23 protein-coding genes are annotated in these 18,981 nt (G+C 67.5%); 14 read left to right on the top strand and 9 right to left on the bottom strand.

Annotated features, from left to right (window positions below; translation table 11 throughout):
- The first annotated feature begins 61 nt into the window (after window positions 1-61).
- From H0264_RS08615 to H0264_RS08585, 7 genes are all read left to right on the top strand, one after another.
- Window positions 62-1,327 (top strand): inorganic phosphate transporter, encoded by a 1,266-nt coding sequence (locus tag H0264_RS08615; RefSeq protein ID WP_181583478.1) that lies wholly within the window; start codon window positions 62-64, stop codon window positions 1,325-1,327.
- A gap of 10 nt (window positions 1,328-1,337) precedes the next feature.
- Entirely contained in the window at window positions 1,338-1,607 is a 270-nt protein-coding gene (locus tag H0264_RS08610) for a hypothetical protein (RefSeq protein WP_181583477.1), read from the top strand.
- Window positions 1,608-1,632: 25 nt separating this feature from the next.
- Window positions 1,633-1,998, top strand: coding sequence for a DUF3349 domain-containing protein (locus H0264_RS08605; RefSeq protein ID WP_420832048.1), 366 nt, complete (start codon window positions 1,633-1,635; stop codon window positions 1,996-1,998).
- A gap of 104 nt (window positions 1,999-2,102) precedes the next feature.
- On the top strand, window positions 2,103-3,239 hold the full coding sequence (menE, locus tag H0264_RS08600) for an o-succinylbenzoate--CoA ligase (RefSeq protein WP_181585380.1): 1,137 nt from the start codon (window positions 2,103-2,105) through the stop codon (window positions 3,237-3,239).
- A 367-nt stretch (window positions 3,240-3,606) separates the two neighbouring features.
- Window positions 3,607-4,614 carry an ATP-binding cassette domain-containing protein gene (locus H0264_RS08595; RefSeq protein WP_181583476.1) on the top strand — a complete coding sequence of 336 codons (1,008 nt, stop codon included), beginning with the start codon at window positions 3,607-3,609 and terminating at the stop codon, window positions 4,612-4,614.
- The gene (locus H0264_RS08590; protein WP_181583475.1) at window positions 4,611-5,450 is read left to right on the top strand and encodes an ABC transporter permease; all 840 of its coding nucleotides are present in this window, start codon (window positions 4,611-4,613) and stop codon (window positions 5,448-5,450) included. Before H0264_RS08595 ends, H0264_RS08590 begins: the two co-directional genes overlap by 4 nt.
- A gap of 137 nt (window positions 5,451-5,587) precedes the next feature.
- Window positions 5,588-5,800: a response regulator transcription factor gene (locus H0264_RS08585; RefSeq protein ID WP_181583474.1), complete on the top strand. Its 213-nt coding sequence runs from the start codon at window positions 5,588-5,590 to the stop codon at window positions 5,798-5,800.
- Between the two features lies 1 nt (window position 5,801).
- Here H0264_RS08585 and H0264_RS08580 read toward each other — a convergent pair whose 3' ends face one another.
- Window positions 5,802-9,659: an AfsR/SARP family transcriptional regulator gene (locus H0264_RS08580; RefSeq protein WP_181583473.1), complete on the bottom strand. Its 3,858-nt coding sequence runs from the start codon at window positions 9,657-9,659 to the stop codon at window positions 5,802-5,804.
- Window positions 9,660-9,762: 103 nt separating this feature from the next.
- On the opposite strand from H0264_RS08580, the gene H0264_RS08575 reads away from it, so the two are divergent.
- Both H0264_RS08575 and H0264_RS08570 read left to right on the top strand, forming a co-directional pair.
- Window positions 9,763-10,221 (top strand): SRPBCC family protein, encoded by a 459-nt coding sequence (locus tag H0264_RS08575; RefSeq protein ID WP_181583472.1) that lies wholly within the window; start codon window positions 9,763-9,765, stop codon window positions 10,219-10,221.
- A gap of 39 nt (window positions 10,222-10,260) precedes the next feature.
- A complete protein-coding gene (locus H0264_RS08570; RefSeq protein WP_181583471.1) occupies window positions 10,261-11,133 on the top strand; it encodes a 1,4-dihydroxy-2-naphthoate polyprenyltransferase in 873 nt (290 codons plus the stop codon).
- Between the two features lie 11 nt (window positions 11,134-11,144).
- Here the strand turns inward: H0264_RS08570 and H0264_RS08565 are convergent, their stop codons facing one another.
- The 4 genes from H0264_RS08565 to H0264_RS08550 form a co-directional block, all read right to left on the bottom strand.
- Entirely contained in the window at window positions 11,145-11,522 is a 378-nt protein-coding gene (locus H0264_RS08565) for a phage holin family protein (protein ID WP_181583470.1), read from the bottom strand.
- A 35-nt stretch (window positions 11,523-11,557) separates the two neighbouring features.
- Window positions 11,558-12,145, bottom strand: coding sequence for a Clp protease N-terminal domain-containing protein (locus H0264_RS08560; protein ID WP_181583469.1), 588 nt, complete (start codon window positions 12,143-12,145; stop codon window positions 11,558-11,560).
- Window positions 12,145-12,366, bottom strand: coding sequence for a helix-turn-helix domain-containing protein (locus H0264_RS08555; RefSeq protein ID WP_181583468.1), 222 nt, complete (start codon window positions 12,364-12,366; stop codon window positions 12,145-12,147). The genes H0264_RS08560 and H0264_RS08555 overlap by 1 nt, the downstream gene beginning before the upstream one ends.
- Before the next feature lie 84 nt (window positions 12,367-12,450).
- The gene (locus H0264_RS08550) at window positions 12,451-12,702 is read right to left on the bottom strand and encodes a hypothetical protein (RefSeq protein WP_181583467.1); all 252 of its coding nucleotides are present in this window, start codon (window positions 12,700-12,702) and stop codon (window positions 12,451-12,453) included.
- 176 nt (window positions 12,703-12,878) lie between these two features.
- On the opposite strand from H0264_RS08550, the gene H0264_RS08545 reads away from it, so the two are divergent.
- Entirely contained in the window at window positions 12,879-13,757 is an 879-nt protein-coding gene (locus tag H0264_RS08545; protein WP_181583466.1) for an MmyB family transcriptional regulator, read from the top strand.
- 37 nt (window positions 13,758-13,794) lie between these two features.
- Here the strand turns inward: H0264_RS08545 and cds1 are convergent, their stop codons facing one another.
- Window positions 13,795-14,880 (bottom strand): L-cysteine desulfhydrase Cds1, encoded by a 1,086-nt coding sequence (gene cds1 / locus H0264_RS08540; RefSeq protein ID WP_181583465.1) that lies wholly within the window; start codon window positions 14,878-14,880, stop codon window positions 13,795-13,797.
- On the bottom strand, window positions 14,877-15,185 hold the full coding sequence (locus tag H0264_RS08535) for a DUF4229 domain-containing protein (protein WP_231083498.1): 309 nt from the start codon (window positions 15,183-15,185) through the stop codon (window positions 14,877-14,879). The genes cds1 and H0264_RS08535 overlap by 4 nt, the downstream gene beginning before the upstream one ends.
- A 226-nt stretch (window positions 15,186-15,411) precedes the next feature.
- On the opposite strand from H0264_RS08535, the gene H0264_RS08530 reads away from it, so the two are divergent.
- Window positions 15,412-15,645 (top strand): BldC family transcriptional regulator, encoded by a 234-nt coding sequence (locus tag H0264_RS08530; RefSeq protein ID WP_181583463.1) that lies wholly within the window; start codon window positions 15,412-15,414, stop codon window positions 15,643-15,645.
- Between the two features lie 71 nt (window positions 15,646-15,716).
- On the top strand, window positions 15,717-15,905 hold the full coding sequence (locus H0264_RS08525; RefSeq protein ID WP_181583462.1) for a hypothetical protein: 189 nt from the start codon (window positions 15,717-15,719) through the stop codon (window positions 15,903-15,905).
- A gap of 12 nt (window positions 15,906-15,917) precedes the next feature.
- Here H0264_RS08525 and H0264_RS08520 read toward each other — a convergent pair whose 3' ends face one another.
- Together H0264_RS08520 and H0264_RS08515 are read right to left on the bottom strand one after the other, a co-directional pair.
- Window positions 15,918-16,976 (bottom strand): DUF8017 domain-containing protein, encoded by a 1,059-nt coding sequence (locus tag H0264_RS08520; protein ID WP_181583461.1) that lies wholly within the window; start codon window positions 16,974-16,976, stop codon window positions 15,918-15,920.
- A 129-nt stretch (window positions 16,977-17,105) separates the two neighbouring features.
- A complete protein-coding gene (locus H0264_RS08515) occupies window positions 17,106-17,504 on the bottom strand; it encodes a peptidase inhibitor family I36 protein (protein ID WP_181583460.1) in 399 nt (132 codons plus the stop codon).
- Between the two features lie 331 nt (window positions 17,505-17,835).
- Here H0264_RS08515 and H0264_RS08510 point away from each other — a divergent pair, with 331 nt between their 5' ends.
- On the top strand, window positions 17,836-18,231 hold the full coding sequence (locus H0264_RS08510; protein WP_181583459.1) for a hypothetical protein: 396 nt from the start codon (window positions 17,836-17,838) through the stop codon (window positions 18,229-18,231).
- Window positions 18,232-18,305: 74 nt separating this feature from the next.
- A complete protein-coding gene (locus tag H0264_RS08505) occupies window positions 18,306-18,905 on the top strand; it encodes an HD domain-containing protein (RefSeq protein WP_181583458.1) in 600 nt (199 codons plus the stop codon).
- The last annotated feature ends 76 nt before the right edge of the window (window positions 18,906-18,981 follow it).

Raw genomic sequence — 18,981 nt, 5'->3', positions numbered from 1 at the left:
TGTGACGACGCGCGGGGGCACCGGTTAACGAATCGTTAATGGCGTAGCGCAGACTGGACGCGTGTCTGCCGAACTGCTTGTTCTGCTGATCGTTGTTCTCACGGCCCTGGCGTTCGATTTCACCAACGGATTCCACGACACCGCGAACGCGATGGCCACCTCGATCGCAACCGGTGCGCTCCGCCCGCGTACAGCCGTACTCCTTTCCGGAGCTCTGAATCTGATCGGCGCCTTCCTCAGCGTCGCCGTCGCCGCGACGGTCGCCGAGGGCATCGTCGACCTCTCCGAAGTCAGCGGTAAGGCACTGCTCGACATCGTGTTCGCGGGTCTGGTCGGCGGCATTCTGTGGAATCTGTTCACCTGGCTGCTGGGCCTGCCGTCGAGTTCCTCGCACGCGCTGTTCGGCGGTCTGATCGGTGCGACCATCGCGGCGCTCGGCTGGAGCGGGGTCATCTGGACCTCGGGCCACAAGGGTGTGCTCGCCAAGATCATCATTCCGGCGCTGCTGGCGCCCGTGGTGGCCGCGCTGGTGGCGGCCATCGGGTCGTGGCTGGTCTACCGGATCACGCGCGGCAGCAACGAGAGGACCGTGGAGGGCGGATTCCGCTGGGGGCAGATCGGTTCCGCCTCGCTGGTCTCGCTCGCGCACGGCACCAATGACGCGCAGAAGACCATGGGCATCATCTTCCTGGCCTTGATCGCGCACGGATCCGCCAAGGCCAGCGATCCGCTGCCGCTGTGGGTGATCGTGTCGTGCGCGGTCGCCATCGCGGCGGGCACCTGCCTGGGCGGCTGGCGCATCATTCGCACGCTGGGCAAGGGGCTGGTGGACATCGCGCCGCCGCAGGGGTTCGCGGCCGAATCCACCTCGGCGGCGATCATTCTCACCTCGGCGCACTTCGGGCTGCCGCTGTCCACCACACAGACCGTGACGGGCTCGATCCTCGGCTCGGGGCTGGGACGGCCGGGCGCGGAGGTGCGCTGGGCGGTGCTGGGGCGCATGGTGGTGGCCTGGATCCTGACCCTGCCCATGGCGGGTGTGGTGGGTGCCATCTGCTGGGCGATCCTGCACGCCATCGGCGGGACGGCCGGGGTGCTGGTGGTGTTCGCGCTGCTGATCGCCATGGCCACGCTGATCTGGTTGCGCTCCAAGCGCAATGCGGTGAACTCGCACAATGTGAACGACGACTGGCAGGCGCCGGATGCCGCGGGTGCGACCGGGGCGAACACGGCGGACGCGGCCGGCGACCAGGCCGCGAAGACCGCCGCCACACCGGCGAAGGCGTCCCGCAAGGACGGCAAGCCCGTCAGCAACGGAATCGGCTAGGGAGCCAACCATGCAGACGTTCCTGTCCAATCTGGAAGACCTCTGGCAGGTCACCTTGGCCGCCCTGCTGTTCGGGGCCGGGCTGCCCACGATCTTCGCGCTCGGCATCCGGCATCGCGCCCGGATCGACGACGGGGCCACGGGTTCCGCGCGCACGATGTCGATCATGGTGTCCGCCACCTGTTTCGGGGTAGTCATGATCGCGGTGGTGGTCGGTGTGCTCTTCATCGCACGTGGCTTCCTCGCCTCCCGGCTCGGCATACATTTGCTCGGCGCGTGACGCCGCCGTACCGAAAGGCACGAGATTGAGCTCAGAGGAATCGCCGAACCCCGCCGGTCGCCCCGATGCGATCCGGCCGCCGCAGTCGTGGAGCGCTGTCCTGCAGAAGGTGCTGGACTGGCTGAAAGCCGGATATCCGCAGGGTATTCCGCAGTCGGACTATGTGGCGCTGCTGGCGGTGCTGCATCGGCGGCTCACCGATTACGAGGTGCAGCTGGTGGTCGAGCATCTGGTGCGCGACCGCGTGGCGGCCGACGACATCGCGCGCGCCGACATCGAAGCGGCCATTGCCCGAGTTGCCAAGGAGCAGCCCGGCGAGGACGATATCGCTCGGGTGGCCTCTCGGCTCGCAGCCGGCGGCTGGCCGCTGGCGACACCGACGTCCGACTGACCGAACGACCCATCGACCCAGGGGCGCCGACCCGTTCGTGCGCCGCCACCCGACGACATGACACGATCGCGAACGTGAGCAGCAGCACCCTCCGCACACTTCCCATGCCCACCGGCTCCGGACTGGGTGACGTTATGCCGCATCTCCGGGAAGCCTTGGACGGCAACGGTCCTGCCTGGCTACCCGTGCCCAGCGCGGATCGCCGGGAGGCGAAGCGACTCAGCGGCAGCCTGGGTCCGGGCGAGCCCATCGACGAGGACGTGGCCCTGGTGGTCACCACCTCCGGGACGACCGGAATCCCCAAGGGCGCCATGCTGTCCGCGTCCGCCCTGCGGGCCAGCGGGGACGCCACCCACGAGCGTCTCGGCGGCCCCGGCCAGTGGCTGCTGGCGCTGCCCACCCATCACATCGCGGGCATCCAGGTGTTGCTGCGCAGCATTCTCGCGGGCACCGAGCCGACCATCCTCGACGTCTCCGGCGGCTTCCTCCCCCAGGGCCTCGCGAGCGCGGTGGCCGGCATGCGCGGCGACCGCCGCTACACCTCCCTGGTCCCCACCCAGTTGATCAAGGCCCTCGACGAGCCGGTGGCCACCGCGGCGTTATCGCAGCTCGACGCGGTCCTGGTCGGCGGCGCGGCGACACCTGCCCCGGTCCTCGAAAGGGCCCGCACCGCAGGCATCAACGTCGTCCGCACCTACGGCATGAGCGAAACCTGCGGCGGCTGCGTCTACGAGGGTGTCCCCTTGTCCGGCACCGAGATCCGCATCCAGGACGGCCGCGTAATGCTCGGCGGCGCCACCCTCGCCAAGGGCTACCGCGGCCTCCCCGACCACCCCGCCTTCGCCACCCCCGGCTGGTTCCGCACCGAGGACGCCGGCTTCATCGAGAACGGCGTCCTCTCCATCACCGGCCGCCTCGACGAGGCCATCATGACCGGCGGCCTCCTGGTAATCCCCCAGGTGGTGGAAGCCACCCTCATCACCCACCCCGCGGTCTCCGAATGCGTGGTCCTCGGCCTCCCCGACGAACGCCTCGGCCAACGCGTAGCGGTAGCGGTGGTCCCCGCCCCGGGCATGGCCCCGCCCTCCCTGGACGCCCTCCGCGACCACGTCGTCGCCGAACTCGACGCCATAGCCTCCCCCCGCGAACTCCTCATCCTCGACGAACTACCCCTCATCGGCCCGGGAAAGCCCGACCGCGCCAAGGTCCGCGAATACCTCCAGGCCGGCTCCACCAACTGAGGTCGGAAGGAAAGGGGGCTAGCCCCCAAACCCCCATAGGGCTGCGCCCGGCCAAACAACCGGCCCCGAGCCGCAAGCTCCGCCGCGCTCGGCCCGCCAATCCCGCCGGGCCCAACCCCACACACTCAGCCGCGCTCGGCCCGCCAATCCCGCCGTGCCCAACCCCACAGACTCAGCCGCGCTCGACCCGCCCGGCCCAACTTCATGAGGTTCGGGGCGAAGCCCCGCTCTTCTCCTCGGGGGTTCGGGGGCGAAGCCCCTGAGAATTCCAAAAGAGTTTTGGCCACCCCTCGTGCAAGAGGGCTTGCGTCGATGACGCAATCGCCGTGCAAGGGGCGTGTAAGACCTCGGCCGCAGAGTCTGTGGCATGACTTCTTACACACCTGCTGAGGCACTCGCCATCGAGGCGGACGGCTTGGTCAAGGTCTTCGGGGAGCAGCGGGCGGTGGATGGCGTGAGTCTCGCGGTGCCGCGGGGGGCTGTCTATGGCGTGCTCGGGCCCAATGGGGCCGGGAAGACCACGACTATTCGGATGCTCGCGACGCTGCTGCGCCCGGACGGGGGCAGTGCGCGGATCTTCGGGCGGGACGTGGTGGCCGAACCCACCGCGGTGCGTTCGCTGATCGGGGTGACCGGGCAGTACGCGTCGGTGGACGAGAAACTGTCGGCCACCGAGAATCTGGTGATCTTCTCGCGGTTGCTGGGGCTGTCCAAGGCGGATGCCCGGCGCAAGAGCGCGGAGCTGCTGGAGGAGTTCGGGCTCACCGAGGCCGCGGCCAAGCCGCTGGAGAATTTCTCCGGCGGTATGCGCCGCCGCCTCGATCTGGCCGCCAGCCTGATCTCGCGTCCGCCGCTGCTGTTCCTGGACGAACCCACCACCGGTCTGGATCCGCGCACCCGCGCCCAGATGTGGGACACCATTCGCCGCCTGGTGCGCGAGGGCTCCACGGTCCTGCTCACCACCCAGTATCTGGACGAGGCCGATCAGCTGGCCGACCGGATCGCGGTCATCGACCGCGGCAAGGTCATCGCCGACGGCACCTCGGACGAACTCAAAGCGTCCGTGGGTCTTTCGGCGCTGCAACTCACGCTGGCCGACCGGGACCGCATCGAGGAGGCGCGAACCCTGGTGGGCGAGTTCCTGTCTCGCGCGTCGGGCCGGGTCGTGGAGGCCACCATCACCCCCGAGGCGGGCCGCATCACGGCCCCGCTGCCCGACCCCACCGTCACCACCGACATTCTGCTCCGGTTGCGCGACAACGATATCCGGGTCGAAGAGATCAATGTCGCCAAGCCCAGCCTGGACGAGGTGTTCTTCGCCCTCACCGGTCACGGCGCGGAGGACGAGAACGACACCGAACGGAGCGCGGCATGACCACGACCATCACCGCGCCGGCCGGCCGCCACGCCGCGGCCCCGGCGCCGATTCCCGAAGTGAGCAACCACATTTCGTTCCGGCAGACGGTGGCGAACTCGTTCACCATGGCCTACCGGGGCATTCTGAAGATCAAGCACAATCCGGAGCAGCTGTTCGACGTCACGATCCAGCCGATCCTGTTCACCGCGCTGTTCGCCTACATTTTCGGCGGGGCGATGGCGGGCAGCATGCACGACTATCTGCCCACCCTGATTCCCGGCATCCTGGTGCAGACCGTGGTGCTGACCTCCGTGGTCACCGGGACCCAGTTGCGTGAGGATATGGACAAGGGCGTCTTCGACCGGTTCAAATCCCTTCCGATCGCCCGTATTTCGGCGCTGGCGGGCGCACTGCTGGCCGATGTGGTGCGCTACGGCCTGGCGACCGTGCTGACCCTGACGGTCGGCCTGCTGCTGGGTTACCGGCCCGGCGGCGGCTTCCTGGCCGTGGTGCTGGCGGGTCTGGTGGTCGTGTTCTGCTCGTTCGCGGTCAGTTGGATCTGGGCGCTGGTGGGTGTGAACGGCAAGAGCGCCTCGGGCGTGCAGGGCATCTCGATGATGATCATGTTCCCGCTGACCTTCATGTCCGGCGCGTTCGCGCTGGTGTCCACCATGCCGGGCTGGCTGCAGGGCATCAACAAGGTCAATCCGATCTACTACATGGTCAATACCGCTCGTGAGCTCATGAACAATGGCGCGTACACCGCGGATCTGGCGTGGTCGCTGCTCGGCTCGGTGGTGGTGATCGCCATCTTCGCTCCGCTCACGGTGCGGGCGTACATGAAGCACGCCTGAAATCCCCGAATCCGAAGGCCCCGACCGGAATCCACCGGCCGGGGCCTGCTGTGACGCCCCTCACAGGAGGGGAACCGGTCGGCACGCACGCCCGTCCAATCAAGTATCGACCGATTCGACGGGATGGAGATTCGACCATGCACGAGACCGCCCTCCTGGAAACACGGCTCACCGAACGCGAAACCGAGATCCTCGAACTCATGTCGCAGGGCCTGAGCACCCGCATCATGAGCTCCCAGCTCTACATCGCGGAATCGACGGTCAAAATGCACATCGCCAACACCATGCGAAAGCTCAACGCCAACAACAGGACTCACGCTGTCGCGCTGTACATCCGCAATTCGATCTGAGTCAGAGGCAGTCGGCCGCGTGGATCACCTTCATATCGTCCATGATTCGCGCGGCCGCCGTCCGACGCCCTAATCCGGCAACAGCATTCACAGCGTCGGTCATCCGTTGATCACCCACGGTCGCACGATGCAGGTCCTGATGCCGCCGCATGCGCATGGACGGATAGTCCTGCCGCCCGAACACTCTCGGCGCGAGCGCCAGCAGGTTCAGCGCCCGCTCGGGGTGCCGGCCGACGCCCAGCAGGTGCGTACCGACCGCACAGGCCACCGCGCCGATCTGCGGGAGATCCCAGTACTGGACCAGGCGCGGCACCGCCAGGTCGAGCAACTCGCGCACCACCTGATCCATCTCCGGCGCGCGGCCGTGCAGCACATACGCGTCCACCACCGCGGAGGCCAGCATGAGGTCACCGGGACCGGGCGCGACCTGACCGTTCGGCCAGTCGAGCAGGGTCAGCACCTGCCGGAAATGCTGCAGCCCCGCCTCGATATCCCCTTCGGCGAGTTCGATTTCCGCCAGTCCGGCGACGACGGTCGCGCTCCGCTGGTTGGGTGGAGCCGAGGAGTAGTCGGCCACCAGCCCGAGCCCGACCATGCCGAGGGTGGCCTCGAGCTCCCGCCGCGCCTGCGCGGTATCGCCGATTCCGACCAGCGAAACCGCAAGGTAGCTGCGCATTTCCACGACTTCCTCGTGGGCACGCAGCCGTTGCATGATGTCGATGGTGCGCCGGTAATAGTCGACGGATTCGGCGTACCGCGCCGACTGCCCGTACATGCTGCCCAGATGCTGGCACACCATGGCGGTGCCCCACAGGTCGTAGGCGCCCTCGACCCGCAGGGCGCGCAAGGCATCGTGGTTGGAGCCGTATACATCACCGGCGTTCTCACGCATATTGGCGCGCAACAGCAGCGAGGACACCTTGATGCGCGGGTCGTCGGAGCGTGCGCCCTCCGCGAGTTTGCGCGCCACGGCGGTGACGGCGCTGGTCCCGGCCGCCAGCTCACCGAGGAAACGGAATACCGGCGTGAGGGACGTGTCCCCGTTCAACAGTCGCCGGATCCGGGTGCGCACCACCGCCGCGTCGCGGAGGCCGGTTTGCACGAACATGAGGTGCAGGCCGAGCAGCAGTTGCGCGAACATGAGCAGATCGGCTTGCTCGGTGGTCAGCGACCCGCGCTGCGGGGGCAGCGCGAGCAGGCGCGGGGACCAGGACACCAATTCCATATGCGCGCCGCGCATGACCCACAGGCCGGCCAGCGCCGCGAACACCATATTGGCCGTGGCGACGTCCTGCCGGTCCAGCGCGTAGCGCAGCACCGCGATCAGGTTCTCCTGCTCGGTGGACATCTCCAGCACCACGCCGACCTGTTCGGAGGTCGGGTACCGCCGCGCCACGTCGTACACGAAATCCCTTGCCCAGCAGGACATCCGGTCCATTACCAGATCCGCTTCGCCGGTGAGCTCCAGCTGCTCCTCGCCGAATTCGCGGACGGTTTCCAGCATCCGGTAACGCACGCTGCCGAGTTCGGGGTCGTCGTCCAGCACGGTCAGCAGTGATTGGCCGACCAGACCGTCGACGGCCGTTGCGGCATCCCGGATCTCGTCGTCCTCGATGACGGATTCGGCGGCCCGCAGGGTGAATCCGGCGGTGAACCGGCACAGCCGCCGCAGCGCGGCCCGCTGCTCCTTGTCGAGCAGGTTCCAGCTCCACTCGATCACCGCGTGCAGAGTCCGATGCCGCTCGGGTGAACTGCGGTCTCCACTGCGCAACAACGCGAATCGATGCTCGAGCCGGGTCTCGATCTCCTCCACGCTCATGGTGCGCACCCGCGCTGCCGCCAACTCGATCGCCAGCGGCAACCCGTCCAGTGTCCGGCACAACCGCGCCACCACCTCCGGATCCAGCCGCACCGACGGCCGCACCGCCCGCGCCCGCGCCGCGAACAGATCGGTGGCGGGCGAGCCGTGCGCGTCGATCACCAAGGGCGGCAACGGATACACGGTCTCGGCGGTGATCTCCAGCGGCGCTCGGCTCGTGGTCAGGACGGTCAATCGATCCGTGGCCCCGATGAGGTCGGCCACCACCTCGGCGACCGCGTCGATGAGATGCTCGCAATTGTCGAGGATCAGCAGCATCGGCCGCGTCCCCAGCGCATCCCGCAGCCGCTGCCGGATATCGCGGGCAGGGACGGGCCGCAGGACATTCGTGTCCCGGCTGATCTCGGTGACGCCGAGTGTGGCCGCGATCGCCGTCTCCACGTCGGCCCGCGTGTCCGCCGGATTGGAATCCGCCCGCAGCGAAGCCAATTCCACCAGCACCACGGGCTTCTCCCGAGCCACCCGAGCCCCCAGCTCATTGACCACCCGGGTCTTCCCGGTCCCACCCGGCCCCAGCACGGTCGTGACCCGCGAAGTCCGCAGCAACCGTTGTAGCGCTTCGAGATCCGCCTCCCGCCCGAGCAATGGATTGGGCGCCACCCGCAACCCGATCCCCGCCCGCTCGCCCCCGCCCGCCCGCTCCACCGGGAACGGCTGCTGCCCCGGGCCACGCGCCGGTGACAGTGGAGAGTCCTCTGGATACTGTTCCGTCGCAACATCTTCCGTGGACATCCAACCCCGCGCCGCTGGAATACCGTGGGATTCCGGGCTGCCGTAGGCCGCCGCACCCTGCTCCACCGAGTTGCTGATGGAAGCTGCACCGCCGCGCGCGAGCCTGCTGCCTTGCGCGACCGCGGGCTCCACTGTTGTCTCGCCCCGCGCTTCGGCGACATCCGATTGCCAACGGTTATCCGGCCCGGTCCCACGCTCAGTCGAATGGCTCTGCACCGCAGCGCGATCCGCTGTATCGGAGGCGGTACGACCGCTCACATCACCGTAGCCGTCGGGTGGGCTGGAGTCTGGCGGCAAGGCATCCGCGCGAGATCGGTCGGTAGCGTTGCCCGGGGCGGCGGGTGCGCGGTTCACCGGGGGCCCGTCGAGGATCGCGCCCGTACGGGCGTCGTCGCGCGCGTACCCCGGTCTACCCGCGGCCGCGAACTGACCATGCGCGGAGTGCACGCCGGGTATGGGTTCGCCGAGCAGGATGGCCGTGTTCAGTGCGGTCAGGGCCGCGCCGGGGTCCGCTCCCAATTGCTCCACCAGCCGGGTGCGCAGGGAGGCGAAGACGTCCAGGGCTTCGTTGGTGCGGCCCGACGCGGCGAGCAGGCGCATGAGGGTGCCGTGGGCCGGTTCGTCGAAGGGCTGGGCGGCGACGGCGTTGCGGGCCAGGGCTATTGCACCGGGGAGGTCGCCGATCAATTCCCGGGCGGCGAGTTCCAGAGTGTCGAGGGCCTGGTGACGGGCCGCGGCGACACTGGTCAGTTCATCGGCGACCGAGCCTGCGGGCAGGTCGGCGGCGGGTTCACCGCGCCAGAGGGTGCGGGCGGTGGCGATCAGGGCGAGGCAGGTTGTGTCGTCGCCCGCGTTGTGGGCTTGGCGGGCTCGAGTTTCCAGCTGCTGGGCGCGGGTGAGGTCCACCTGGTCGGGGTCGAGCAGGAGGCGGTAGCCGGCAGGGCCGATTTCCAGGACGCCTTCGGGGAGGGTGGCGCGCAGGCGCGAGACCTGGGTGTGCAGGGCGTTCATGGGGGCGCGGGGTGGGTCGTCGCCCCAGATGTCGTCGATCAACGCCTGGGCGCTGCGGCTGCGGCCGGGGTGGGTGGCGAGGGCGGCGACGAGCAGGCGGGCGCGGGTTCCGGGTACGGGTGCGAGGGCGTCGTCGCGGCGGAGCGCGATCTCGCCCAGGAGGGCCACGAGTACCGGGGCGTCCGCGGTCGGCCGGGGGTGCCCGGTGGTGTCAGGACTGCTTGTTTCCGAAACCATTCCTCGCCAATCGTAGGTGAGCGGGTCGGCGAACGCCCGATTCGCCGGACCGGTCGGTGCGGTATGCGTCTCCAACCTGTCTGCCTGCGCCTAAGCTCTTTTCATGACCGACTTCGACGTACACCGGGATACGGTCATCAAGGCCGATCCCGCGCAGGTTCAGGCACTCATCGACGACTTCCACCAGTGGCACAAGTGGTCGCCCTGGGAAGAACTCGACCCGAATATGGAACGCACCTACACCGGCGCCGACCGCGGCATCGGCGCCCGCTACTTCTGGAACGGCAATCGCAAGGCCGGCCGCGGCGATATGGAGATCACCTCCGCCACCAGCGAGGAGATCGGCATCCGCCTGCACTTCGAGAAGCCGTTCAAGGCCACCAACCAGGTCAGCTTCGAATTCGCCCCGGACGCCGCCGGATCCACCACCGTCACCTGGCGCATGACCGGACAGCAGACCGGTCTCATGGGTCTGGTCGGCAAGCTCATCCCCATGGACAAGATGGTGGGCAAGGACATGGAGCAGGGCCTGGCCCGGCTGAAGGCCGCCGCCGAATCCTGATCACGCCCCGCCGCACGCCCTCGCACTAGGCTGCCAGACATGGCTACAGCAGCACAGTGGATCGAGGGCGCTCGGCCGCGCACCTTGCCGAACGCTATCGCCCCGGTCCTGGTGGGGACGGGCGCCGCCGCCTCGATCGACGGGGTGAACTGGTGGAAAGCGGCGCTGTGCCTGCTGCTTTCGCTGACCCTGATCATCGGCGTGAACTACGCCAACGACTACTCCGACGGCATTCGCGGCACCGACGACGAGCGCGTCGGCCCGCTGCGCCTGGTGGGTTCGAAGCTGGCCAGCGCGACCGCGGTGCGCAATGCCGCCATCGGCTGCCTGGTGGCGGGCGCGGTCATCGGGCTGGTGCTGGTGGCGACCAGTCACTGGTGGCTGATCCTGGTGGGCGCGGCCTGCCTGGCGGGTGCGTGGTTCTACACCGGTGGCCGGAATCCCTACGGCTACAGCGGTTTCGGTGAGATCGCGGTGTTCGTGTTCTTCGGTCTGGTGGCGGTGCTGGGCACCGAGTTCGTGCAGGCGGATCGCATCGATATCGCGGGTGTGGCGGGTGCGATCGCGGTGGGTTCGTTCTCCAGCGCGGTGCTGGTGACCAACAACCTGCGCGACATTCCGACCGACACCGTGTCGGGCAAGCTCACCCTGGCCGTGCGGCTGGGTGACACGCGTACGCGCACACTGCATGTGGTGCTGCTGGCGGTGCCGTTCCTGGCCTCGATCGTGCTGGCCGTGACGGTCACGCCGTTCGCGCTGGCGGGCCTCGTGGCGCTGCCGCTGGCGATCAAGGCCAACGAGCCGGTGCGTACCGGCAAGGGCGGGCCGAATCTGATTCCCGCGCTTGCCGGTACGGGTCTGGCGCTGCTGGTGTGGTCGCTGGCGACAGCGGTGGCGCTGGTCTTCGCCTAGGCGGCGATCAGCTAGTCGTTGTCGGGGACGAGCACGCCCAGGACCCAGTTCACCAGGGCGATGATGATGCCGCCCCAGACCGCCGCCCAGAAGCCCTCGACGTGCAGCTGGTATTTGGTGGTCTCGGTGAGGACCGAGGTCAGCCACAGCATGAGGGCATTGATCACGATCAGGAACAGGCCGAGGGTGAGGATCACCAGCGGCAGCGACAGCAGTTTCACGATGGGCTTCACCAGCGCGTTCACAATGGTGAAGATGACCGCCGCCACCGCGAGCACGATGAGCTTGTCGGAGGTGGTGTCGTCGGGGCGGATGTCGATGCCGCCCACCCATTCGGAGGCCAGCCAGATGGCGAAGCCGGTGATTACCAGACGGATCAGGAGCGTCATGCCCCGATCGTAGAGCGGACCGGACGTTCTGGCGCTCAGGCGGCGCGATCGAGGTAGGCATTGGTGGCGTCGCGCAGCCGGGTGACTCCCGCGTCGCCGCCGAGCAGCCGGCGGGTGGTCTCGTTGGGTGCGCGCAGGATGCCGAGCAGGATGTGCCCGGCCTCGATGGTCTTCTCCTTGCGGGCCAGCGCCTCGCGCAGGGACAGTTCGAGCACCTTCTTGGCCTCGCCGGTGAACGGAATGTGGCCCCAGGAGCGGTCTTTCGCGCCGCGGAAGAAGCCCCAGCGACCGCTCTGCTCCGGAAGCGCCCGGTCGAGCGCGTCTTCTCCGAAGCTGGCCTCCAGGCTCTCGCGCACGGCGTCGAGGTCGATTCCTATGGAGCGCAGGGCTTCCGCGTCCTCCGCGCCGAGCGGTTCGCCACCGCGCTTGCGCGCCAGCGCTTCTCGCACGCTCTCGGCGGTGAGGCCGTTGTCGGCGAGCATCTGCGCGAGCTCGTCGTCGGGTGCGCCCAGCAGTCCGAGCAGGACGTGTTCGACCCCGATGGAGTGCGCGTGCAGTTCCCGCGCCTCCTCCTGGGCCATGACGACCGCGTATTTGGCGTCCTTGGTGAATCGTTCGAACATCAGCGGATACCGCCCTTCCGGTTGTACTTCTGGTGGACCGCCTGCCGGCTGACCTCGAGCGCGTCCGCGATGGCCTGCCAGGACCAGCCCTGCCCGCGGGCATTGCTGACCTGGATGGCTTCGAGCCGCTCGAGCAGCCGGCGCAGTGCCAGCACGGCCCGCAGTCCCACCTGGGGATCGGGGCTGCCGGCCGCGGCCGCCAGAGTCGTTGCTTCACTCATGAGTGTCAATTTACGTTGACACTCGGAGCGCGTCAACAAAAATTGACATGTCCGGAAGGATGTTCTCCGTGAGCGGAAAACCGTTCAGCTACAAGGCGTGAAGGGTGCGTAGTCGACGACGTGCCCGTCGTTCCAGTCCCACACCGCGTCGGGCTCGACCGCGACACCGGCCTGCAGCACCAGCCGCCAGCCGCGCGGATCCTTCTCCCAGATATCGCCGTCGCGATCCTCGTAGCGCCCGGCCGCGACGGGCTCCCACGCGTGGATGATGCCGGCGACTTCGGTATGGATTGCTGCCTCGGCTTCGGGAGTGACGACCCAAGGTCCCACGGTCACATTGACTCCCATCACCGAGTGCGGATGCTGCCCCAACTCAACTCCTGGATTGTTGTTGTTTCAAACTATTGGAGCAGAACGGGATACCGCGCAGCCTCTCCCAGCACCACCGTGCGTGTATCAGTTGGCAACCGCGCGTGTACTTATCAGCTATACAAGTAAGGTCAAGCTAACTAATGAACGGAGTTCCCACGTTCGGCGAGTTCATTCGCCAGCGCCGCACGACCGCCAATCTCACCCGCCCCCAACTGGCCTGGCTCGCCAACCTCTCGGTCCCCTACCTCACCAAGATAGAGGCCGGTGCGAACCCGTCCCGCCGGGTCACCGAATCCCTCAGCAGCGCACTCCAATTGAACAGCGCCGAACACGAGTACGCGCTGACTTTGGCCGAAGGCCCCGCGCCCCGCATCGAAGCCGATCATCCATCCGAGAGCGACCTCGAGTACCTGCAGCTGCTGCCCAAACCGGCGGCCTTCATCTCCGCGACCCTGGACATGCTCGCGGTCAACGAACCGCACCGGGCGATCTTCCAACAGCTGGATCCGGGCACCAACATGCTGGAGTGGCTGTTCCTCAATCCCCTCTCCCGAACGGTCCTGGTGGATTGGATGGGCGAGGCACAGAACTCGGTCGGGCTGTTCCGGTTGCAGCTGGCCCGGCGCGGGGAGGACGACCGCGCCCGGGAGGTTGTGGAGAACTGCCTGGTCAATCCGGACTTCGCGATGATCTGGCGGAGTGATTCGGTGAGCGGCGATCCGGGTAGTACTACCAAGCTCGTCCGTGATCCGCAGACGCTGGCCATCCGTGAGATGCATGTGAAGTTCTGGCAGGCGCCGGGCTTGCAATCGTGGTGGTTCACGCACTGCGCGATCGTCGATCAACCGACGGCGGTCACCCGTCCAGTCGTGCGCGAGCGACCGATTTCGTCAACCCCTCTTAACACCTCGGGAGACCCGAATTCCCGTGCCGGACAGGCGTCCAGCACTACTGCCCGACGCGATCCGACTCCAACTCAGCCTTTACAGCTACCGAACAGCAAACAACTGGATGGGTGACCATAAGTACTCACCCCACAGCTGTGCCGTGCGAAAACTAAGCCGACCAATGACCGGTAGCGATGAATTCGGCAAGCACCGCTTCCGGTTCCGCCAGGCTCAGCCCCTGACCGGCAACCCACTCGTCATTGAAATAGGTTCCGGCATAACGGTCCCCGCCATCGCACAGTAGCGTGACCACGCTGCCCGTGCGGCCTTCTGCGAGCATGTCGGCAATCAGGGCAAACGCACCCCAGAGGTTGGTTCCGGTGGACCCGCCCACCCGCTTGCCCAGCGCCGCGCTGGCCCGCCGCGCGGCCGCGATCGACCCGGCGTCGGGAACCTCGATCATGGTGTCGACCACGTTCGGCAGGAACGACGGCTCCACCCGCGGACGCCCGATTCCTTCGATCCGCGAAGGCATTCCGGTCTGATAGCCGATGTCGGAAAGCTCGTATCCGCCGTAGAAGGCCGAATTCTCCGGATCCACCACGGCCAGCTTGGTGGCGTGCCGCTTGTAGCGGATGTAGCGGCCGATGGTCGCGCTGGTACCGCCCGTACCTGCGCCGACGACGATCCACTCGGGCACCGGATGCGTCTCCAGGGCCAGCTGTTCGAAGATCGATTCGGCAATATTGTTATTGCCGCGCCAGTCCGTGGCGCGTTCGGCGTGCGTGAACTGGTCCATGTAGTGGCCGTTGGTCTCGGCCGCCAAACGCGCTGCCTCGGTATAGATGTCGGGTGCGTTCTGCACCAGATGGCAGCGCCCGCCCTGCGCCTCGATCAGCGCGATCTTCTCCGGTGAGGTCTTGGCCGGCATGACGGCCACGAAGTCCAGGCCCAGCAGTTTCGCGAAGTACGCCTCGCTGACGGCGGTCGAACCGGACGAAGCCTCCACCACCGTGGTGCCTTCGGTGATCCAGCCGTTGCAGAGCGAGTACAGGAACAGCGATCTCGCCAGGCGATGCTTGAGACTGCCTGTGATGTGGGTGGATTCGTCCTTCAGGTACAGCTGCACACCCCAGTCGGCGGGCAACGGATACCGCAGCAGATGGGTGTCGGCGCTGCGCTGGGTGTCGGCGTCGATGAGCCGCACCGCATTGTCGACCCAGTCGCGGGGCGCGGGTCGATCGCAGCGCTTCACGCGTCGCCGCCCTGCAGGCGCTTCATGAGCTGTTCGCGATCCTTGCGCCGCTTCTCGTCGACCGCGGCGATGTCCCTGTTCACTTGCGTCCGAAGCTTTTTGAACAGCACCAGCGACAGCGGCATGGCGATGAGCAGGCCGAACAGCAGCGCGACGATGACCGGAACGGTCACGCTCACCAGCTTGGCGACCCCGATGATGATCGCGGCGATCACGGCGACCAGGCCCAGCCGGGCCACCGTGTAGAGGGCCAGATTCTTCGCGAGGCGTCGCCCCGCACCGTTCGACTGGGTCGGTTCACTCACGGCCCACAGCCTAGGTGACACCGATTCGGGCATACGCCGCGCCCTCCGCCTGAATGTCGCTGGATATTCGCTACTGGCCAGTCAAAAGTGATCGCGAACACATAACGGATATCCGTTTTGTCTATTACTTCCTCTTTACCAAAAAGAGACTGTTCGAACACTCGGGGGGTGCGGTGCAACGATGTCGCTACTGATGAGGGATCTGTCGATACGGAAAGGTTTGCGAATGACTGCGTTCACCGCGGCGAGCCGCGTATTGGGTTCCGTCACCGGCCAGGACACCCTGCTCACCCCTGGCCAGGTGGCTGCCCTGTTCCACGTAGATCCGAAGACCGTTACCCGCTGGGCGCACGCCGGGCGTCTCGGCTCGCTCCGCACTCCCGGCGGTCACCGCCGGTTCCGTGAATCCGAGGTATTGCAGTTGCTCAAGTCCCTCACCACCGAGGCGACCCGCGTCTAAACCGCGATTTACCGTTCTACGGTGCCGCAGGTACGTCGACGGATTACCCTCGTTGGCAGGAGGTGAGCGACGTGACGTACCTGTTGGCACTCATCGCGATCGTGGCAGTCGCGATGTTGTGCTGGAAGGCCTTCGGACCCCAGCGACCGTCCGGCACCGGTGTAGCGCCGACCCGGCAACACCGCATCATCGGGCCCGACGACGACCCCGAATTCCTGCGCCGGCTCTCACGAGAGCGACACGACGGCGAATCCCCGTAAAAACGGACTTTCTCAGATCTTCCGCACACTCTGGATGATCTGCATGGCCTGATCCGGCGTGGTCTCACCCGTGGCATTCCGGTCGGCCTCGATGGCCAGCACCAGCGTCGCCCCCTGCGGGCCCTTGAACGCGAACGTGTACACGGCGTACGCGTTCGCGGTGCAGCCCTCCTTCGACGGCTTCCACGGGCCGGCGCCCTCCACCATCTTCCCGGCGATCCCGCTCGTGGTGGTGACATCCGACGGCGACTTGGGCTGCGCGTTCTTCTCCGAGAAGCCGCTCTCCGAGGCGATCTTGGCCACCTTGGTCGCGGCCGCCGCGAGGTCGGCCACATCCGACTTCACCACGAAACCGATTGCGCGGTAGGTGGATCCGGGGCAGTAGTTGTAGCCCTCGTACGCCCGGCCGAAGCCGACCAGCGTTCCACTGGTGCCGGTCGACGACTCGGTCTCGGACGCCGCCGCGACGGTCCAGCCAGTGGGCACGTCGTAGGCGATGCCCATGGACGGCACCACCACACCCTTGAAGCCGGGCGTGGCGGCGGCCGTCGTCGACTTCGTCGACGGAACCGTGGTTTTCACCGAGGTGGCGGTCGTGGTGGTCGAAGTGGCGGCCTGCCCGGACAGGCCGTCGTCGGAGTCCCGGGTGAGCGCGACCGCCGCGATCCCGCCGCCGACCAGCGCCACCACGACCACCGCGATCGCGACGATCAAACCGGTCCGATTGCGCTGCGGCGGCTGCGGGCCGTACCCCGGCTGCCCCGGAAACCCCGGCTGCTGACCGGGGTAGTACTGCTGCTGCGAAAACCCTTGCTGCGCATACGGATCCTGCGGCGGGAACTGGCCCTGCGGCGCATATCCCTGCGGGGCGTAACCCGGCGGGGCATATCCCGCCTGCGCCGGATTCTCGTTCGCGGCCCACTGCATGGTCGGGTCAGCCGCCTGGTACCCGCCGGTCTGCTGTCCGGGCGCGGTATACCCCTGCGGCGGAACCGGCCACTGCGCACCCGTCCCCCCGTACGGCTGTTGCGGAGTGCCGTACCCCGGGTGCTGCTCGTTGTTGTCCGTCATGCCTTCATCCCTCATCCCGACCCCACGGCCTGCCGCGCGAAACCACACCAGGCGGTCCTCGGGCTCAATCTTGCTGGCCGAAAGTAGGTATTGCCAATCGAAATCGGGGGGAATCGAAACGACCTCGGACTAGACGGGGGTGCAGAACTTCACGGCATCGGCGATATTGTCCACGCTGGAAGGCAGATTGCCCCGGCTGCCGTCCGGGATGGTGGCCAGTTCCTGCCAGTAGGTGCCGGTCCAGTTGTAGACCCACGCGGTCTTGCCGCTGCGGTTCCAGTACGAGGTCAGCCGGTCGCCCACACCGCCATTGCCGATGTCGTGCAGCACGCAGCTCGAGTCGTACTGGAAGATCATGCTGCCGGTGCCGTCACGGCCGTCGTAGCCGCAGAACACCCCGCCCGGACAGTCGTAACCCGCGGCGGCGGGAGCGGCCAGCGCGACCGTGCCGCCCACCGCGAGCGCACCGGCCGCGAGCGCGGCAGCGGCGAGACGGCGTACATCCTTGGCGCGGTTGACATTTCCCATGATGACTCCCTCGATCGGTGCCGCCCCTCAGCGGCTCGCATCGACTCTCGGAGAAATCACCAACGACCGACCAATGACCGGCTAACGGCGCAGCTCAGAGTGGATTCAGCAGATTGCGCACGACCTGACGAACAGCGAGCCGGGCAGGGCCTGCACCGGAATCCGCAGGCAACCGGCGGGCCGACGCGGTCCGCTCCCGTGTCAGCAGCGCTGTCAGCCGGGCGTCAGGTTCGTGTCAGCGGCGAGGGCGACAGTGTGTACATCGAACAGCGCGACCGAAACCCTCCCGGCCAGATCGCCTGCCACACACCATCATTCGAAGGAGCACACCATGTCCGCCACCATCACCCTGACCGACCAGGACAAGAGCATCGTCCGCACCGCCGCCTACGGTGCGGTGTCCCTGCTGGCCGCCGCCGGCGCCCCGCACAAGGGCATCAGCCAGGGCACCATCGCCCTCACCTCGGCCACCGGGCTGACCGGCCACCTCCTGTCCGCCAAGGCCCGCGATATCAAACTGCCCGGCAAGAACGCCGCCGAACTCGCCGACCACGTGCTGCCGGCGCTGACCGCGGCCGTTGCGGTACTCGGCACCCAGTCCTCCGCCGAGGCGGAGAATTTCGTTCGAACCGTCCTGGTCGCCGTCGAATCGGCCACCGGAACAGCGAAGTCTCCGGCCGTGACCGCCATGGCCGGCAAGATCGCCGCCGCTCTCGGCGCCGCGTGACGGGTGTTCCCGGCCACCGGGAACCGACCCCACCCCCTCATCGCCCGGCGACAGTCACCGGCAAGAATCATCGGATGACTGTCGCCGGCCTCCCCACCCCCGAGGGCCACGCCCCCACCGCTGCCCGCTCGATCTGCGCCGAATACGCCGACCAGGCCCTGTTCAACCACTCGGTCCGCTCCTACTTCTGGGCAGCCGAATACGCCCGCACCCACTCCCTCGACTACGACGCCGAACTCCTCTACGTCGCAGCCCTCCTCCACGACCTGGGCCTGACCGCCCCCTTCGACAGCCACACCCTCCCCTTCGAAGAAGCAGGCGGCCACCTCGCCAACGTCTTCACAGCCGGCCTGGGCTGGCCCGAGGATCGCCGAAACCGCGCCCGCCACATCATCATCCAGCACATGCGCGAAGACGTCTCCCCCACCGAGGATGTAGAAAGCCACCTCCTCCAGGTAGGCACCAGCGCCGACGTCTCCGGCCTCCGCCTCCCCGACTTCACCCCCACCTTCACCAAAACCCTGATGACCCACTACCCCCGCCTGAGTTTCGGCCCAGACTTCCTCTCCCACATGCAATCCCAAGCCACCCGCAAACCCACCTGCGCCGCCGCCACCCTCATCCAGGGCGGCGTAGCCACCCGAATCGCCGCCAACCCCCTCGAACCCCACTGAACACGGCCCGCACCAAGTCGCAACGGGGCCCGACCGCGAGTCGTCGCAGCCGATTCCGCAGCAGCCGCATCCGGAA

The organism is Nocardia huaxiensis (assembly GCF_013744875.1).
GTDB lineage: Bacteria > Actinomycetota > Actinomycetes > Mycobacteriales > Mycobacteriaceae > Nocardia > Nocardia huaxiensis.
The sequence above is the reverse complement of the archived record's forward strand: the minus strand, read 5'-3'. Positions and strand labels throughout refer to the sequence as shown.

Coding starts and splice junctions, on each gene's coding strand:
- H0264_RS08610 (WP_181583477.1), top strand. CDS start 1,338: ATGCAGACGTTCCTGTCCAATCTGGAAGACCTCTGGCAGGTCACCTTG.
- menE (WP_181585380.1), top strand. CDS start 2,103: ATGCCCACCGGCTCCGGACTGGGTGACGTTATGCCGCATCTCCGGGAA.
- H0264_RS08595 (WP_181583476.1), top strand. CDS start 3,607: ATGACTTCTTACACACCTGCTGAGGCACTCGCCATCGAGGCGGACGGC.
- H0264_RS08590 (WP_181583475.1), top strand. CDS start 4,611: ATGACCACGACCATCACCGCGCCGGCCGGCCGCCACGCCGCGGCCCCG.
- H0264_RS08585 (WP_181583474.1), top strand. CDS start 5,588: ATGCACGAGACCGCCCTCCTGGAAACACGGCTCACCGAACGCGAAACC.
- H0264_RS08580 (WP_181583473.1), bottom strand. CDS start 9,659: ATGGTTTCGGAAACAAGCAGTCCTGACACCACCGGGCACCCCCGGCCG.
- H0264_RS08575 (WP_181583472.1), top strand. CDS start 9,763: ATGACCGACTTCGACGTACACCGGGATACGGTCATCAAGGCCGATCCC.
- H0264_RS08570 (WP_181583471.1), top strand. CDS start 10,261: ATGGCTACAGCAGCACAGTGGATCGAGGGCGCTCGGCCGCGCACCTTG.
- H0264_RS08565 (WP_181583470.1), bottom strand. CDS start 11,522: ATGACGCTCCTGATCCGTCTGGTAATCACCGGCTTCGCCATCTGGCTG.
- H0264_RS08560 (WP_181583469.1), bottom strand. CDS start 12,145: ATGTTCGAACGATTCACCAAGGACGCCAAATACGCGGTCGTCATGGCC.
- H0264_RS08555 (WP_181583468.1), bottom strand. CDS start 12,366: ATGAGTGAAGCAACGACTCTGGCGGCCGCGGCCGGCAGCCCCGATCCC.
- H0264_RS08545 (WP_181583466.1), top strand. CDS start 12,879: ATGAACGGAGTTCCCACGTTCGGCGAGTTCATTCGCCAGCGCCGCACG.
- H0264_RS08530 (WP_181583463.1), top strand. CDS start 15,412: ATGACTGCGTTCACCGCGGCGAGCCGCGTATTGGGTTCCGTCACCGGC.
- H0264_RS08520 (WP_181583461.1), bottom strand. CDS start 16,976: ATGACGGACAACAACGAGCAGCACCCGGGGTACGGCACTCCGCAACAG.
- H0264_RS08515 (WP_181583460.1), bottom strand. CDS start 17,504: ATGGGAAATGTCAACCGCGCCAAGGATGTACGCCGTCTCGCCGCTGCC.
- H0264_RS08510 (WP_181583459.1), top strand. CDS start 17,836: ATGTCCGCCACCATCACCCTGACCGACCAGGACAAGAGCATCGTCCGC.
- H0264_RS08505 (WP_181583458.1), top strand. CDS start 18,306: ATGACTGTCGCCGGCCTCCCCACCCCCGAGGGCCACGCCCCCACCGCT.